The sequence below is a fragment of the Kribbella sp. NPDC050241 genome (assembly GCF_044459685.1).
Classification (GTDB): domain Bacteria; phylum Actinomycetota; class Actinomycetes; order Propionibacteriales; family Kribbellaceae; genus Kribbella.
In genome coordinates this window covers 193625-209448 of sequence record NZ_JBITJE010000007.1, presented here as the reverse complement: position 1 = coordinate 209448, position 15824 = coordinate 193625, and the positions used below count along the sequence as shown (strand labels likewise).

The 15824-nt window shown below is 67.2% G+C and carries 19 protein-coding genes; 10 read left to right on the top strand and 9 right to left on the bottom strand.

Annotated elements, in window-relative coordinates:
• Positions 1-54: 54 nt before the first annotated feature.
• Together ACIBG5_RS29970 and ACIBG5_RS29965 are read left to right on the top strand one after the other, a co-directional pair.
• A complete protein-coding gene (locus ACIBG5_RS29970; RefSeq protein WP_396394837.1) occupies positions 55-1059 on the top strand; it encodes an NAD-dependent epimerase/dehydratase family protein in 1005 nt (334 codons plus the stop codon).
• 35 nt (positions 1060-1094) lie between these two features.
• Positions 1095-1700, top strand: a complete 606-nt coding sequence (locus ACIBG5_RS29965) for a TetR/AcrR family transcriptional regulator (RefSeq protein WP_396394836.1) — start codon at positions 1095-1097, stop codon at positions 1698-1700.
• Positions 1701-1702: 2 nt separating this feature from the next.
• On the opposite strand, the gene ACIBG5_RS29960 is transcribed toward ACIBG5_RS29965, so the two are convergent.
• Complete coding sequence (locus ACIBG5_RS29960) at positions 1703-2809, bottom strand: NAD(P)/FAD-dependent oxidoreductase (RefSeq protein ID WP_396394835.1); 1107 nt, start codon at positions 2807-2809, stop codon at positions 1703-1705.
• 54 nt (positions 2810-2863) lie between these two features.
• Here ACIBG5_RS29960 and ACIBG5_RS29955 point away from each other — a divergent pair, with 54 nt between their 5' ends.
• Genes ACIBG5_RS29955 through ACIBG5_RS29945 form a run of 3 tightly spaced genes read left to right on the top strand, consistent with a single transcriptional unit; the run spans position 2864 to position 4930 of the window.
• Entirely contained in the window at positions 2864-3478 is a 615-nt protein-coding gene (locus ACIBG5_RS29955) for a cupin domain-containing protein (RefSeq protein WP_396394834.1), read from the top strand.
• A gap of 43 nt (positions 3479-3521) precedes the next feature.
• A complete protein-coding gene (gene sigJ / locus ACIBG5_RS29950) occupies positions 3522-4388 on the top strand; it encodes an RNA polymerase sigma factor SigJ (RefSeq protein ID WP_396394833.1) in 867 nt (288 codons plus the stop codon).
• Complete coding sequence (locus ACIBG5_RS29945; protein WP_396394832.1) at positions 4385-4930, top strand: GNAT family N-acetyltransferase; 546 nt, start codon at positions 4385-4387, stop codon at positions 4928-4930. The genes sigJ and ACIBG5_RS29945 overlap by 4 nt, the downstream gene beginning before the upstream one ends.
• Here the strand turns inward: ACIBG5_RS29945 and ACIBG5_RS29940 are convergent.
• Positions 4915-5310 (bottom strand): VOC family protein, encoded by a 396-nt coding sequence (locus tag ACIBG5_RS29940; RefSeq protein WP_396394831.1) that lies wholly within the window; start codon positions 5308-5310, stop codon positions 4915-4917. The two genes, ACIBG5_RS29945 and ACIBG5_RS29940, sit on opposite strands and share 16 nt — an antisense overlap.
• A gap of 39 nt (positions 5311-5349) precedes the next feature.
• Between ACIBG5_RS29940 and ACIBG5_RS29935 the strand changes: the two genes are divergently transcribed.
• On the top strand, positions 5350-5874 hold the full coding sequence (locus tag ACIBG5_RS29935; protein ID WP_396394830.1) for an NUDIX domain-containing protein: 525 nt from the start codon (positions 5350-5352) through the stop codon (positions 5872-5874).
• On the opposite strand, the gene ACIBG5_RS29930 is transcribed toward ACIBG5_RS29935, so the two are convergent.
• The 5 genes from ACIBG5_RS29930 to ACIBG5_RS29910 form a co-directional block, all read right to left on the bottom strand.
• Positions 5867-6472 carry a mobile mystery protein B gene (locus ACIBG5_RS29930; RefSeq protein ID WP_396394828.1) on the bottom strand — a complete coding sequence of 202 codons (606 nt, stop codon included), beginning with the start codon at positions 6470-6472 and terminating at the stop codon, positions 5867-5869. The genes ACIBG5_RS29935 and ACIBG5_RS29930 overlap by 8 nt on opposite strands.
• On the bottom strand, positions 6469-6816 hold the full coding sequence (locus ACIBG5_RS29925; protein WP_396394827.1) for a helix-turn-helix domain-containing protein: 348 nt from the start codon (positions 6814-6816) through the stop codon (positions 6469-6471). Before ACIBG5_RS29925 ends, ACIBG5_RS29930 begins: the two co-directional genes overlap by 4 nt.
• A gap of 100 nt (positions 6817-6916) precedes the next feature.
• A complete protein-coding gene (locus ACIBG5_RS29920) occupies positions 6917-7753 on the bottom strand; it encodes a MauE/DoxX family redox-associated membrane protein (RefSeq protein ID WP_396394826.1) in 837 nt (278 codons plus the stop codon).
• Between the two features lie 14 nt (positions 7754-7767).
• Positions 7768-8370: a cell wall protein gene (locus tag ACIBG5_RS29915; protein ID WP_396394825.1), complete on the bottom strand. Its 603-nt coding sequence runs from the start codon at positions 8368-8370 to the stop codon at positions 7768-7770.
• A gap of 13 nt (positions 8371-8383) precedes the next feature.
• Complete coding sequence (locus ACIBG5_RS29910; protein WP_396394824.1) at positions 8384-8617, bottom strand: hypothetical protein; 234 nt, start codon at positions 8615-8617, stop codon at positions 8384-8386.
• Between the two features lie 603 nt (positions 8618-9220).
• On the opposite strand from ACIBG5_RS29910, the gene ACIBG5_RS29905 reads away from it, so the two are divergent.
• Positions 9221-10207: a TerC/Alx family metal homeostasis membrane protein gene (locus ACIBG5_RS29905; protein WP_396394823.1), complete on the top strand. Its 987-nt coding sequence runs from the start codon at positions 9221-9223 to the stop codon at positions 10205-10207.
• 68 nt (positions 10208-10275) lie between these two features.
• Here the strand turns inward: ACIBG5_RS29905 and ACIBG5_RS29900 are convergent, their stop codons facing one another.
• Complete coding sequence (locus tag ACIBG5_RS29900; protein ID WP_396394822.1) at positions 10276-11550, bottom strand: MFS transporter; 1275 nt, start codon at positions 11548-11550, stop codon at positions 10276-10278.
• A 342-nt stretch (positions 11551-11892) separates the two neighbouring features.
• Here ACIBG5_RS29900 and ACIBG5_RS29895 point away from each other — a divergent pair, with 342 nt between their 5' ends.
• Positions 11893-12630 (top strand): SDR family NAD(P)-dependent oxidoreductase, encoded by a 738-nt coding sequence (locus tag ACIBG5_RS29895; RefSeq protein ID WP_396394821.1) that lies wholly within the window; start codon positions 11893-11895, stop codon positions 12628-12630.
• Here the strand turns inward: ACIBG5_RS29895 and ACIBG5_RS29890 are convergent.
• Complete coding sequence (locus ACIBG5_RS29890; RefSeq protein WP_396394820.1) at positions 12627-13400, bottom strand: GNAT family N-acetyltransferase; 774 nt, start codon at positions 13398-13400, stop codon at positions 12627-12629. The genes ACIBG5_RS29895 and ACIBG5_RS29890 overlap by 4 nt on opposite strands.
• Positions 13401-13836: 436 nt before the next feature.
• On the opposite strand from ACIBG5_RS29890, the gene ACIBG5_RS29885 reads away from it, so the two are divergent.
• On the top strand, positions 13837-14835 hold the full coding sequence (locus ACIBG5_RS29885; protein WP_396394819.1) for an ABC transporter permease: 999 nt from the start codon (positions 13837-13839) through the stop codon (positions 14833-14835).
• Entirely contained in the window at positions 14832-15776 is a 945-nt protein-coding gene (locus ACIBG5_RS29880; protein WP_396394818.1) for a carbohydrate ABC transporter permease, read from the top strand. The genes ACIBG5_RS29885 and ACIBG5_RS29880 overlap by 4 nt, the downstream gene beginning before the upstream one ends.
• Positions 15777-15824 lie beyond the last annotated feature (48 nt).

The following is a 15824-nucleotide window of genomic DNA, read 5'->3' as shown; positions in this document are numbered from 1 at the left end:
GTGCTACGGTGAAAACGGAGACGGGATCTCCGCTAAGGGAGTTGGAGGGTGGAGATGGCTGAGACGGTGCTCGTGACCGGTGGGACGGGGTACGTCGGGGGATGGGCGATCGTCGCGCTGCTCGACGCTGGGTACGACGTGCGTACGACGGTTCGTGCCGCGAGCAAGGAGCAGTCGGTCCGGGATGTGGTGGGGGAGCGGGTGGGATTCGCGGTTGCGGACTTGATGCGGGACGACGGGTGGGATGCGGCGATGCAGGGTGTCGACTATGTGCTGCATGTCGCCTCGCCGCTCGGGGATGAGGGTTCGAAGGATCCGGATGCGCTGATCGTGCCGGCGCGCGATGGGGCGTTGCGGGTGCTGCGGGCCGCGACTCGTGCGGGGGTGAAGCGCGTGGTGATGACCTCGGCCGCGAACGCCGCGAGTCCGGCGTCGTACACGGACGACGGCGTCACGGACGAGACACTGTGGACCGTCGACTCTCCGTCGCTACCGGCGTACCGGCGTTCGAAAACCCTTGCGGAGAAGGCGGTCTGGGACTTCATGGAGGGGTACGACGGCCCGACCGAGCTGACGACGGTGCTCCCTGGTGCGGTGTTCGGGCCGATCCTGACGGCGGACAACGTCGGTACGACGCAGATCATCCAGCGGATGCTGACGGGCAAGATGCCGGGTACGCCGAAGATCGGTCTGGAGGTCGTGGACGTTCGCGACCTGGTGGATCTGCACATCCGCGCGATGGTTGCGCCGGAGGCGGCGGGTCAGCGGTTCCTCGGCACCGGCGAGTTCGTCTGGATGCGTGAGATCGCGGCGGCGCTCAAGGAGGCGCTCGGCCCGCAGGCAGCGAAGGTGCCCACCCGCCGGCTCCCGAACTTCGTGGTGCGGCTTGCCGCGATCACCGACCCATCGCTGCGGGCGATCACCATCTCGCTCGGACGCCGCAACCGGCACACCACGGCCAAGGCTGAGCGTGTGCTCGGTTGGAAGGCGCGCCCCGCGGCCCAGACGGTCGTGGAGTGTGCCCAGAGCCTGATCGCGCACGGCGTGGTAGCCGCGTGAACGACGCCACCCCGAGGAGCGCCCGGCGAGACTCCGTGCGGAACCGTGAGCGGCTGGTCGATGCCGCGCGGGAGGTGTTCGCCGAGCAGGGGTTCGGCGCCACGCTCGACGACATCGCCCGGCATGCGGGCCTCGGCACCGGGACGGCGTACCGGAACTTCCCGAACAAGCGCGCGATCGCGGCCGAGGTGCTGCGGGAAGCAACCGAACAGATCGCGGTCGACGCACGGGAGGCGCTCGAGGTCGAGGACCCATGGGATGCGCTCGTGCAGTTCTTCGAGCGCACGGGTGCCCGGCAGGCCGCCGACCGGGGACTGTACGAGACCCTCACCGGGCAAGGCGACGACGAGGCCCAGGCCCGCATCTGGCCCGAGATCGTTGCCGCAGTCACCGAACTCTTCAACCGTGCGTACCGCGCCGGCGCGATCCGCCCCGACGCCGCGGTCCAGGACGTCGCCGCGATCTTCGCCCTGCTCGGACCGGCGTTCGAAATGAGCCGCGCCATCGACCCCAACCTGTGGCGCCGCTACCTGGCCCTCCTCCTCGACGCCCTCCGCCCAGCAAACCAACCCGCCCTGCCCGTCGGCCCGCCGCCCGTCGATTCCCTCGACCTCATCCTCCGCGCAGGCAAAGGCAGCTGACCTCAGGTCAAGGCGGTCAGCGCTGGATGGCGCTGGGCCAGGTAGGCGCCGCGGACGATCGTCTCCTTGTACTTCGCGGCCGCGCGTCCAATGAGTACCGCCTCGACCGGCGAGTCGTCTGCCCGGACGAACTGGATCAGTGCGTCGTTGCGACCCAAGCTGATGCATTGGTTGAAGTAGCGGAAGTGCAGATCCCGCGGCTCGCGCCCGGCCAGACGATCGGTCAGGGCACGGACCGCATGCGCCGCAGCCGGGATCCCGGTTGCGCAGGCCATCCGCAGTTCCTGGCCGGTGGTCCGTCGTACGGCGGCCGCGTCGCCGACCGCGTAGACGTCCGGATGCGACACCGACCGCAATGTCCCGTCCACGATCATCCGGCCCCGTGAGTCGACTGCGAACCCCGCCGCCGCAGCCAGCCTCGACACCTCGAACCCGGTCGTCCACACCACCACATCGGCCTCGAGCCGATCATCGCCGTCCAGGGGCAGACCTTCACCATCGACCGACGCCACTCGCACACCTTCGACGCGCGAGATCCCGAGACGCTTGAAGGTCTTGTGGAGATGGCGTCGCCCACGATCCGACAACCCGGCGCCGAGCTCGCTACTCGTCACCAGCCGCACCTCCCGACCCGGGTAGGTCTCGGCGATCTCGGTCGCGACCTCGATGCCGGTCAGCCCACCGCCAACCACGGCAACCGACCCCTCCTTCTCCAGCCGCTCCCGCAGCCGCGTTGCATTATCGACATCCGCCACGGTGTAGGCGTACTCACTTGCCCCAGGCACCGAACTCAGGCTGGTGCGACTCCCCAGCGCATAGATCAGTACGTCGTACGGCAGCTCCTGCCCAGTCAGTACGACGGTCCGCCGGTCCGCGTCGATGTGGATGACGCGATCGGCGACGAAGTCGACCCCGGTGCCTTCGAGCAACTCCTTGATCGGGCGCTCCGGCAGGTCCTGGCCGGACGCCAGTTGATGCATCCGGACCCGCTCGACGAAGGTGTCGCGGGCGTTGACCAGCGTGACCGGCGCACCGGTACGGCGAGCAGCCAGCTTGGCCGCGATCATCCCGGAGTACCCGGCTCCCAGTACGACGATGTGCGGTGACATGTGCGCACTCCTTTCGACATGACTCCTGACACCTCGAGGCGGCCCGAATGTGACGTGACGACGGTCACGTCCACGGGCTGTCACGAACTCCGCGGGCTGTCTGGTCAGGTCGGCATCGTCTACGAGGAGGAAGACATGCCACAGCAGAAGGCTGTCCTGATGCGCGGCGCGGAGGCCGAGCGGCTCGGCGACCCGCCGAACATGACCTGGCTGATCGCCGACGCCGAGCACACCAACGGCATCATGAACGTCGTCCGCACCACGCTCGGAGCCGGCGTGGACGGTCCGCCGCCGCACTTCCACAAGGAATCGCCGGAGATGTTCTACCTGCTCGACGGCGCGCTGCGGATCCTGGCCGGCGACCAGATCGTCACGGTGGAGAAGGGCGACTACCTGCTCGTCCCGCCGCTGATGCCGCACGCCTGGGGTACGCCGCTGGAGGTCGGAGCGGACGTGCTGATCGTCAAGGCGCCCGGGAACAACCGGTTCGACTACTTCCGGCTGGGCGACCGGATCCGGCGTGGTCAGGCGGAACCGGCCGAGGTGCTCGCGACGGCGGAGAAGTTCGACAATACTTTTGTCGACAATGAGGTGTGGCGGCACGAGCTCGCCGTACGGGAAGGTGAGCGGCAACAGTTCATCCCCTTCCCGGGAACTGATGTCGACTGATCCCCTTCCTGGGGAACTGATGCCGACCGGCACAATCGGCGTCATGGATGGCCTGGCCGAGTTCGAGGCACAGCGACCCCGGTTGTTCGGCATCGCCTACCGGATCATCGGTGAGGCGAGTGAGGCCGAGGACGTCGTGCAGGACGCGTACCTGCGCTGGCGGTCGGCCGAGGGTGTCAGTACGCCGGCCGCCTGGCTGACCACGGTCGTCACTAACCTGTGCATCAACCGGCTGACGTCGGCCCGGGCCCGGCGGGAGCGGTACGTCGGCCCATGGCTGCCGGAGCCTGTTGCCACGGGCAATGACCCCCTGGAGCTGGCGGAACGCCGGGACACCATGACCATGGGCTTCCTGGTGCTGCTGGAGAAGCTGACACCGCCGGAGCGGGCCGTGTTCGTCCTGCGGGAGGCGTTCGACTACTCGCATCGTGACATCGGCGAGGTACTCGGGATCGACGAGGCCAACGCCCGGCAGCTCTACCACCGGGCGCTGGCCCGGGTCGGCGACGCGCGGCGCCGGTTCTCCGCGAGTCCCGCGGATGGGGTGAAGCTGGTGGAGCGGTTCCTGGCCGCAACCGTCGAGGGCGACGTGGCCGGGCTGGAGCAGATCCTGACCGAGGACGCGTCGGTCTGGGCTGACGGCGGCGGCAAGGCAACCGCTGCCCGCCATCCGATCTTCGGCCGCCTCGAAGCCGCTCATTACCTGACCGGCCTTGGGAAGACCCAACGGGCGCTGGCCGCGACCGTTGCCGTGGGCGAGATCAATGGCGAGCCCGCGATCCTGGTCCACGAGTCCGGCGAGCTCACCGTCATACTTGTCCCGGAAATCCGTGACGACCGGATCAGCACCATCCGCGCCGTCCTGAACCCCGACAAGCTCGCCTATGTCAAAGGACAGCTCGCAGCATGACGACGTACAGCGACTTCCCGGCCGAGCTGGTGACCGAGCGCCTGCGACTCCGGCGATGGAAGCCGTCGGACGCCGAGGAGCACCGCGGGCTGTGGACCGAGCGCGATCAACGAGCGGTACGCCGGATCGACGCCGACGGACGGCCGACGGTCGAGGAGATGCGCGGGTGGCTGGTGGCGAACCCGCTGGGCACCGAGCCCGGGCTGGGGTTGCTGCCGATCAAGCGGCGCGACACCGGCGAGTTCGTCGGGTACTGCGGGCTGACGGTGGGGCAAGGGTCGTTCGACGAGCCCGAGATCGCCTACGAGCTGGCCCGGCGGGCACACGGTCACGGCTACGCCACCGAGGCGGGTCGAGCCGTCGTCGAGGCGGCCGAAGCCACCGGGCGGCGGCGGTTGTGGGCCACCGTGCGGGAGTGGAACGCGCCGTCGTTCCGGGTGCTCGAGAAGCTCGGTTTCCACCGCAGCGACCGGGTCACCGAGGACCCGGAACGCGGCGACCTGATCTGGATGACCCGCGAGCTCGGTCAGCCGTCGGAGTAGAGACAGAACGGATGGCCGGCCGGGTCGAGCAGGACGCGGACGTCCTTCTGTGGCTGGAATTCGGCCAGGGTGGCACCGAGCTCCAGGGCATGCGCGACGGCCTCCTCGAGATCGCCGACCTCGATGTCGAGGTGCATCATCATGTGCTGTTTGCCGTCCTCGGCCGGCCAGGTCGGGCGGACCCACTCGGCCGACGTCTGGGACTGGAAGGCCAGGTAGGTCTCGGAGTTCCCCGGCACGGCCAGGGTGAACTCGCTCGGCTCGTTCTTGTGGATCTCCCAGCCGAGCACTGCGTGGTAGAACAACCCGAGCGCCTGCGGATCCGGCGCGTCGATCACCGTCCCGAACCAATGACCCTTCGGCGAACGTCCCCGGAGCATGTGTCCTCCTCCTGCTGAAGTCTGTACGACACTAGACCCGTGAACCGACAGGACGACCTGGCCGCCGAAGGTGAACCGGAGAAGGAGTTCAACCCCGGAATCGCGGCGCGGTTGCCGCGGAAAACCGTGGCCGGCGGCGCACTGATCCGCGACGAGGCCGGCCGCATCCTCTTCCTCGAACCGACCTACAAACCGACCCTCGACATCCCCGGCGGCATCGCCGAGTACGACGAATCGCCGTACGACGCCTGCTGTCGCGAGGTCAAGGAGGAGATCGGCCTGGACCTGGAGATCGGCCGTCTCCTCGTCGTCGACTGGGTCCCGGTGCTCGGCGTCTGGACCGACGCACTCGCCTTCGTCTTCGACGGCGGCACCCTCGACGACCACCACCTGTCCGCCCTCACCCCAGACCCCACCGAGGTCCGCACCCACCACTTCCTCACCCTCCCCGAAGCCACCCCCAACCTCCGCCCCTCCATGACCCGCCGCCTGACCCTCGCCCTCCAAGCCCTCACCCACCCCACCCCCACCTACGCCAACTTCGGTCGCCCAACCTTCAGCTGACAGCGTTTGTGAGGAGAGCTGCGTAGTCTCCGCCGTCCGCAGCACGCAGAGCATCGAGATAGTGGCGGCGGGCCTCGCTCGCCGGGAGGCCGCGGCGTGCGCCCCAGGTGAGATGGTCCGGACCGAGGCCCAGGGAATCCGCGAGTGCGCTCGCGACGAGTCGGGCATGCCGGCCGTTGCCGTTCACGAACGGATGGATGAACACGAGCCGATGGTGAAATCGAACGCAGGTCTCCGAAGAACCGAAGGTTCCCTGTTCGATCCAGAATCCGGCATCGCCGAGCAGGACCTGCAACTCCTCCTGAATGCGCGCCGGTGGAAGGCCGATGGTGGTGTCGCGCTGACGAAGTCGTCCCGCCAATGTCCACACATCACCGAACATCCGGCGGTGAGTCTCACGAAGAAAGGTGTGGTTGAGCAGATCCGTCGGCTCGAGGTCCTGATCGCCAAGCCAGAGCAGTCCGTCGGTGATGTTCGACGCCTCGGCCTCGTTCAGCTCGTCCCGGGTTCGGATCCACGAGAACTCCTCGGTCAGGTACTGAGCATCGTCGGCGTCGACCGGCGTCTGGCCGTCCTCCGAGCCGCCGAGCTCCGTCACGCGGCGGAGCGACCGATCCGATGCGCGACGATCTTGCGCAGCACGCGCTGGAAGCCGTCATCCGTGAGCGGCTGAGCCTCCAGGGCCATCGTCCAGGCGACCTTCTGCGCCTTCGCGATGTCCGACTGGGTCGGCTGCTCGTCCTGCGCGAGGAGGCTGAAACCAAGGATCCGCAGGACGCTGATGACCTTGTCCGCTTCCAGCCGAGGGGCTCCGTTCTCCAAGCGGCTGAGCCACTCGCGCGAGACTCCGGCCTGCGCCGCCAGGGCAGCCTGCGACAGCTGCCGCCGCCGTCGCTCGGCTCGAACGGCCGCGCCGAGGTCGTCCATCTGCCCGATCGCCATCTCAGCGCCTCTCTTGTGTGATGGTACTGTCACAACCTAGCCGCTGTGACAGTTCCATCACAACCGAGCACTGTCGAGAAGAGGGCTTGAGAACAGTCTCCTAGGCGGTGGCCAGCAGGGTCGGTCGGTACAGGGTCTGACCCGACGTGTCGTCGACGACGGCGACTCGGACCGATTCCGGTGTGTTGTCGTGATGCGGTACGGCGAAGACGGCGGTCGCCGGGCGGCCGTCGTACCTGGCGGTGTAGCTGACGAACCGCCAGTCCTCGTCGTCCCAGTAGTCGTGAATGTCGGATCGCAGCAGCCCGTTGACCGCGCGGTACGCCGGACTGAGCAACAGCCGTCGCTGAGTAGCGGCGAGCGGTATGTCGTTGGTCGCGGTGCCGGCGAGTGGATGGGTGATCTCCACCCGCAGCCGACGCAGCGGAAGCAGCCAGTACCGATCCAGTTCGGCCGACAGCATGACGAACGCGGCAGCCTCCAGCACCAGCACCGCCACAACCGCGACGGAGCTGACCGACCACCATTCATCACCTGCCGCCATCGCCACCAAAGCCGTTGCCAGCAGCAACACCGCGCGCCCGATCGCGCGCCGGCCAACGGGTTTGGCCGACGAGCCGATGCACCCACAGGACGCATCCGGCACCACGATCTTGGCGTAGATCAAGTACCCGGTGAACCCTGCCGCCAGCGCCACCGCCGCCACCGTCTCGACAGTCCATGCCGGCGGCAACAACAAGGCCAATGCGATCACGGCCTCGATCGCACCGACCGCGCGGTACGCCGGTGCCGCGCGCGTCTCGCCGACCAGCCGGGGCAAGGCGGTCCGTCGTGCTTGCTCCGCGCTGTCCCGCCCGGCGACTTTGCCGTACGACGACCAGAGCAGGAGTAATCCGATGAGTAGCGGCTGGGCAGCCGCCACCTGATGTGCGAACATCACGGCCCTCCCGGTCAGTTCGCGGCGTAGACGGTCGCGATGTCGATCTCGTTGGTGCCCGGTCGCCAGGCACCGATCACCTGGGCATGCCGGCCGACCTTGAGCATCGACAGGTCCGATACCGCGGATGTGCCGTTGTAGACGGCCGCGGTGAGACCGGGCTGCACATGCCCCACGACCTTCTGGCCGTGGTGCTCGAGTTGCAGCGCGGACCGCCCGATCGAGGTGATGCTGACGGTCAGGTTGACGATGTTCACCCAGACCGACTCGGCAGCCAGGGTGCCGTCCGGCATCAGGACGCCGCGGGCGTACAGGCCGTCGCCGACCCGGACCTGGTCGAGCGTGGTGGGCCGGAGCTTCCAGACGCTCGTGACCCCGGTCAGCTGGATCCGGTGCAGCCGGCCGTCGGATCCCTGTACCTGCAGGAGATCCTGGTTCCGGCCGATGATCAGGCCTTCGGCGAAGTTCGGGTCCGGCTGTCCGGGTTCGGGGTACTGCGTGGCCGCGGCGAAGGCGGTCTCGGGGGCGAGTGAGCCCATGGCGCTGGCGGCGACCAGGCCGGTGGCGCCGAGTGCGGCGTGGGTGAGCAAGGACCTGCGGTCCATCGTTGTGGTCATCTCAGCTCACCTCTCAGCCGACGTTGATCGTGCAGGGGATCAGGCCGGCGCTCAGGCTCGCGATCGCGGAGAACGCGGCCGGAGTCAGGTCGACGATCCTGTTGGAGGCGCACGTGCCGCCGCAGCAGGCACGCTCACCGCAGAACAGGTCGGTCTGCGGACCGCAGTCCGCGATCGACGTGACCACCCGTGATCCGTTGCACAGGTTGGTCGTGGAGTGGCGGAACCCGCAGGTCCGCCGGGACATCCCGGTGACTCCGCAGGTGTCGGGGTGGGTGATCGCGAAACAGGCGTCCGAGGCGTTCGGCCACGCGTGCTGGAAGTTGCCCGAGTGGCAGGTTCCGCAAGCACCTCGTCCGGTGCTCGCGCAGGGTCCCCATGCGTTGCCGCAACAGAACCATGAGACTTCGCCGTTGAGTCCGGCCATGACAGATTCCTCCAGGTCTAGGGGCGGTAAGACCTACAGAAACTTTGTACTCTGCCCAGGGGGAATCTCCCAGAGCTCAGGTCGAAACGGAAACTTTTTGCCTGGAACCCGGGGTAGGTATTCGATCGGAGTCGAATGCTTCAACCCCCTGGCGCTGGAGTCTGTATGCGGTATACGATCCTGGCGAACGCGCTGGTTGTGACCTGGTGCACGGTGCGATGCATCGGTACCGGATAGGATCGGTGTGTTTGTGGAGGGGAGTATTCCTCTCGGGCGCCGCCCCCAGTGCGCCCGAAGCGGCAGCGTCGTCATCACGGGAGGCCTGGGCGGCCGAACCGGTGCTGCCGGCCCGGAGTTCCGGGCGGAAGAGACCTCCGGACCAAGCTGTGTGCCGTCGTCCGGAGGTTAGTCATGGTCTCTGTCATGTCCCCTGCTGTCTGGGTCTTCACCATCATCGGGTTGCTGGCGATCGTCGCCTTCGACCTGATCGTGATCGCGCGTCGCAATCACACGGTGACGATCAAGGACGCGACCCGGTGGGTCTTGTTCTACGTCGGCCTGGCCGCGCTGTTCGCCGTCGGCCTGTTCGTGTTCAGTCCGGGCCAGACCGGCGGCGAGTTCGTGGCGGGCTACATCACCGAGTACAGCCTGAGTGTCGACAACCTGTTCGTCTTCGTCATCATCATGGCCCGGTTCGCCGTACCGAGCCTGGCCCAGGACAAGGTGCTCTACATCGGCATCGTGGTCTCGATGCTGCTGCGGGCGATCTTCATCCTGGCCGGCGCGGCCGCGATCTCCGCGGCCAGCTGGGTGTTCTACATCTTCGGCGCGTTCCTGGTCTACACCGCGATCCGGCTGGCGCTGGAGGGTGAGAACGACGAGACCGACTTCCAGGAGAACGTCGTACTGCGCGGGCTGCGGCGGATCCTGCCGCTGTCGCACGACTACGACGGCTCCAACCTGACCACCCGCGTCGACGGCCGGCGAATGCTGACGCCGCTGGTGATCGTGATCTCCGCGATCGGGATGGCGAACGTGATCTTCGCGCTCGACTCGATCCCGGCGATCTTCGGGCTCACCCAGGACGCCTACATCGTGCTGACCGCCAACGCGTTCGCTCTGATGGGCCTGCGTCAGCTGTACTTCCTGATCGGTGGCCTGCTGGAGCGGATCATCTACCTGAACGTCGGCCTGTCGGTGATCCTCGCCTTCATCGGTGTGAAGCTGATCATCGAGGCGCTGCACGGCTCGCGCATCGACGACATCGGCGCGATCCACCTGCCGCACATCGGCATCCTCACCTCGCTCGGCTTCATCGCCGGCACCCTGTTCGTGACCACGGTCGCCAGCCTGATCAAGTCGTCGTACGACCGGCGCCAGGTCGAGGTGAAGGTCCGGATCGACGACTGACCGGACCGCCACCACTCACCAACCTCGACCGACGGCGGCCCGACGGCTTCCGCTGAGCGGTGAGCCGCTCAGGGGCGTGTGGTTGGTGAGTGCTGGGCGTCCGCCTCCTCCGGACGGCGTACCTCGCGCAGGCGCAGGTAGAGGGCCGGGATCGGCGTCAGGATCAGCCCGGAGGTGAGCAGGGCGGCGCGGAGGCCGGACCGGCCCGCGAGGGCGCCGAGCGGCGGGCCGCCGGCGACCTGACCGATCGCGTTCGCCTGGGACACCATCGAGATCACCGTCGCCCGCGACCGGGAGTCGACGTGGCGGTTCAGCCAGGCCGACTCGATCGGCCACGCGAGGGTGTCGGCGATCGTCCGCAGCCACATCGCGGCCAGCGCCAGCCAGAGGTGGTCGAGCAGCGCGAACGAGATGACGCCGACCACCTGCAGGAGGCTGAGCAGCGCGAGTACGCCGTTCGGATGCGAGGCACCGACCCGCTCGGGAGACAGCTTGTTCAACCCCAGCGAACTGATCAGGGACAGCAGCGTCCCGACCAGCGCGAGCACGGCGAACCAGAACGCCGGGTCCGACGTACCGAAGACCGTCGGGAAGCTGAAGTCCAGGATCTTCACCGACCACAGCCGGTCGAACGCCTCGCTCGACAGGCCGGAGATGAGGCTGATCAGGACCAGCGTCCGGACGACGGGACGCCGCCGGGCGACCGAAAGACCGTGCTTGAAGGTGTCGGCCATCTCCCGGAAGGTCTCCCGTTCCGCGGCCGGAGTCCGGTGGAAGTTGGCCTCGCGCATGAACGCCGCCAGGACCAGCGCCACCAGGATCATCCCGGCGCCGGACAGGACGAGGGGGAGCGGCAGGCTGATCAGGCCGAGCGCACCCGCGGACACGATGCCGGCGATCGTGGCGGCCAGGCCCACCTGCTGGCTGCGGACCATGACCGAGCCGACCCGGTCGGTGCCGATCTCGTCGGTGATCCAGGCCTGGTCGGCGCCGGAGGTGAAGGTGTAGCCGAGGCCCCAGAGCACCTGGGCGGCGAGGATCGCGAGGAAGGCCGGCACCAGGCCTTGGAGCACGTAGCCGGCGCCGATCAGCGCGACGCCGATGATGATCGACAGCCGTCGGCTGTACAGGTCGGCGACGATGCCGGTCGGGATCTCGAAGAGGAAGCAGGCCAGTTCCAGCGTGGTCCCGACCAGGACCATCTGGAGTGGGTTCAGTCCGGCTTCGCGGACGTAGTACACCATGCTGAGCGTGGAGGTCAGCGCGCCGAAGAACGCCCAGGCGGCGTTGTAGGCGTAGTAGGTCCGAACGGGGTCGGCGGACCGGAAGACAGGGTGAGACATCGCGGGTAGCTCCCGAAAGCGTGTGCGGGCGTGACAAGGCGCGACCCGAGTAGGTCAAACGCTTGACGTGACGCACTACGGCGGCCTACCGGTAGTGGCCCGGAACAGCGGCGGTGGTGCGCTTTCAGGAGCTACGTTGCATGGGCTCAGGGTAGGGCACCGGCGGCGAGTCCGCCGCTCAATTTCCCGCCTCAGAGTGGTGTTGAGGAGTACCATCAGTAATGCCTGGCCCGGCCGTTCCCCCGTGATGGTCGGGTCAGGTTTTTCTGTGTCAGGGATGTCGAGAACGGCCTGTCGGCTTCGTCCCCCGGTAGACAGTCAGTCCTACCGGAAGGAACAGCCATGCTGCTCGAGAACAAGGTCGCGATCGTGTACGGCGCCGGCGGCGCGATGGGTGGCGCGGTCGCGCGGGCGTTCGCCGCCGAAGGAGCCACCGTCCACCTGGCCGGCCGTACCCTCGCCAACCTGGAGAAGGTCGCCGCGGACATCGGTACGGCGATCGGTTCGGTCACGGTGCTGGACGCGTACGACGTACAGGCGGTGAACGATCACGTGGCGTCGATCGAGGGTCCGATCGACGTCGTCTTCAACGGCGTCAGCATCCGGGTGAAGCAGGACATCCCGCTGGTCGACATGGACGTCGAGGACTTCGTCCGCCCGGTCCAGGACGCGGCCCGGACCAACTTCGTCACGTCGACGGCGGTCGCCCGCCGGATGATCGTGCAGCGCTCCGGCGTGATCGTCCTGCTGTCCTCGTCGGCCGCGCGGGAGTCCGGGTTCGAGATGGGCGGGTTCAGCCTGGCCTGCGCTTCGATCGAGTGCCTGACCCGGTCCATGGCCGGCGAGGTCGGCAAGTACGGTGTACGCGTGGTGGCGCTGCGGCCGAACTTCACCCCGGACACACACCCGGAGTGGGACATCCCGGAGGACGGTCTCGACCACCTGCTCGAGCGCACCGCCCTCAGGCGGCTCCCGCGCAAGGCCGAGGTTGCGCGGACAGCGGCGTTCGCCGCCTCCGACCACGCCGCCCCGATGACCGGCGCCGTCCTCAACCTCAGCTGCGGCTCGATCGTGGACTAGAACGGTTTGCGATACCTCGGCTGCCGCTCCACGGTCCGGTAGCCGAGGCTTTCGTAGAGGGCGACGCTGCCGGTTGGATTCTCCAGGATCGTCCACAGAGACGCCGTGCGTACGCCGTACTCCCAGAGGCCGACGTGGTTGGCGCGCAGCAGTGCGGACGCCAAGCCGCGTCGCCGCCAGTCGGGGCGGACTCCGACCCAGGGCGTGTCGTCGACGCCGCTGACCACCCATCCGGCGAGGCGATCGCCGTCCCAGGCCAGCGTCCACAGCGCGTACTCCGGGAAGTCCTCGGCCACATCGGTCTCGAACTCCTCGAAGGTGTCCTGGACGTACCCGAGCGTGCTCCGCCCGAACACGTCGGCGTTCGCCTCGAACACCGCCCGATGATCGGCCGCCGACGCCGGCCGCAGCTCGACCCCGGCCGGTAAGGCGACTTCTGCGGGCGCGTGGAGTGGCATCGTCATCCGGACCCTGGTGAAGGCGACCCGATACCCCGCCGCCTCGAGCAACGCCAACTGCCGCTCCGACTCCGGATTCCCACCGAACATCGGCCTACCGATCCCGGCGTCAGCCGCCGCATGCTCCCGGGCTCGGTCCTCCTGCCAAGCCAGCAGACGCCGCCCGATTCCCTGCCCCTGGTGCGTGGGCTCGACCGATCCGGTCAGCAGATACAGCCGAGTCCCGTCCGCCTCGTCCCACCACCGCATCCGGGCCGCTCCCACCACGGTCCCGTCGACCTCGACCAGCTCACCCCGCACCACGAGTTCCATGCCCGCACTATCGCAACCCTTCGGGTCCCTACTGCCTCGCTCAGCGCGCGGCAAGCGATGCTCGAGCGGCAACTGCTCGGTCAGGTCTTGACATGGGCGGGTTACGGCGGGTTGACTGCGACATAGTTCACAGGAGAAATAAATTCCGGTCCGGACCGAAGCCGCTGGCTCAGAGCGACTTCTGCCGGGACCGCTGTCCGCCCGGATCCACTGGCGATGCCAGTGGATCGTTCGGCGTTCGCCGAGGGTCGTTGCTCTCAGCAACACGAGGGAACCCTTGTAGGCAAGCGATCTGAGCGCGTCGGTCAAGGTCCGGTATCGACCCGGTGCAGAAGTCTTCCGCTGCCGGGGGTTCTGTGTCATTCTCCGGGATAGCGAAACCCGAGATCCTATCGGATATCGGTTCCACCCCAGAGCGTGACGGAAAGGATGCGGAGTGAGCGCAACCTTCGAGGTGAAGCCGGCGCCGGCGGCACCGGCCAGGACCGAGGCGGTGAAACGCACCCCGCCGCCTCGCCCGAGCCGGCGGACCGCGGCCCGCCGCAGCCTGCGCCGGCACTGGCAGCTCTATCTGCTGATCGTCGTACCGCTCGCGTACTTCGTCATCTTCAAGTACATCCCGATCGCGAACGGCGTGATCGCGTTCAAGAACTACAGCCCGATCAAGGGCCCGTGGGGCAGCGACTGGGTCGGCTTCAAGAACTTCGAGCTGTTCTTCCAGAACCCGGTGTTCTGGACGCTGGTGAAGAACACCTTCATCCTGGCCGCCTACACCGTGCTCGCGAGCTTCCCGATCCCGATCATCCTGGCGGTCGCGCTGAACGAGATCCGCAACGGCCGGTTCAAGAAGACCGTCCAGCTGGTCACCTACGCGCCGTACTTCATCTCCACCGTGGTGGTTGTCTCGATGACGATCCTGGTGCTGTCGCCGCGGCTCGGATTCGTCAACGACGCGATCGGCCTGTTCGGGGTCCCGCAGATCGACTTCCTCGGCAAGCCGGACTACTTCCGCCACATCTACGTCTGGTCCGACGTCTGGCAGACCACCGGCTACTCGGCCGTCATCTATCTGGCCGCTCTGTCCGGGATCGATCCCGCGCTGCACGAGTCGGCCCGGATCGACGGCGCCAGCCGGTTGCAGCGGATCCGGCACGTCGACCTACCCGGGATCATGCCGACCGCGGTGATCATCCTGGTGCTCGGCGTCGGCAACATCATGTCGATCGGGTTCGAGAAGGCCTTCCTGCTGCAGAACCCGCTGAACACCGCACAGTCCGAGATCATCGCCACCTACGTCTACAAGACCGGACTGCTGAACGCCGACTTCAGCATGGCCACTGCGATCGGGCTGTTCAACTCGGTGGTCAACCTCTTCCTCCTGCTCGGCGTGAACTTCGCCGCCAAGCGCATCACAGGGAACGGACTCTGGTCATGAGCGTCACGTTGCAGGGATTCCGGCGTACGGCGTCCGGGCGGTCGGAGCGCACCGCGATCGAGGAGACCAAGACCGACCGGATCTTCCTGATCGGCGTGAAGATCATGCTCTGGATCGCGTTGATCATCGTCGCGGTGCCGTTGATCTACATCGTCGCGAACTCGTTCAGCAGCGCGTCCGCGGTGAGTGCCGGCCGGGTCCTGCTGTGGCCGGTCGAGCCCAGCATCCGTGCGTACAAAGAGGCCTTCAGCGATCCGCTGATCATGAAGGGCTACCTGAACTCCTTCATCTACGCGATCGGCGGCACCCTGATCAGCGTCACGCTGACCATCGCGATCGCCTACCCGTTGTCGCGCCGGACGTTCTTCGGCCGCAACGTGATCATGAGTCTGCTGATCTTCACCATGCTGTTCTCCGGCGGCCTGATTCCGACGTACCTGGTGGTGCAGGACCTGGGCATGCTGAACACCCGGTGGGCGATGGTGATCCCGAGCGCGATCGGGGTCTGGCAGGTGATCATCGCGCGCACGTTCTTCCGGAGCACGATCCCGGACGAGCTGTACGAAGCGGCCACCATCGACGGGGCCAGTGACCTGAGGTTCCTCTGGTCGATCGTGCTGCCGCTGTCCAAACCGGTGATCGCGGTGATCGCGCTGATGTACGCGATCTTCCAGTGGAACAGCTACTTCGACGCACTGGTCTACCTCAAGGACCCGGGCTTGTATCCGCTCCAGATCGTGCTGCGGAACGTGCTCATCCTGAACACGATGACCGGTTCGACCACGACCACCAGCTTGGCCCAGCAGCTCGAACAGCAGCAGTTGGCCAACGTTCTCAAGTACGCGCTCATCGTCATCTCGAGCCTGCCCGTACTGATCATCTACCCGTTCGTCGCCCGCCACTTCACCAAGGGCGTGATGGTCGGCGCGGTCAAGGGCTAACGGGTCCATTCAGGGCTGAATGGGCCCACTTCAGAAGGGAACACAGCA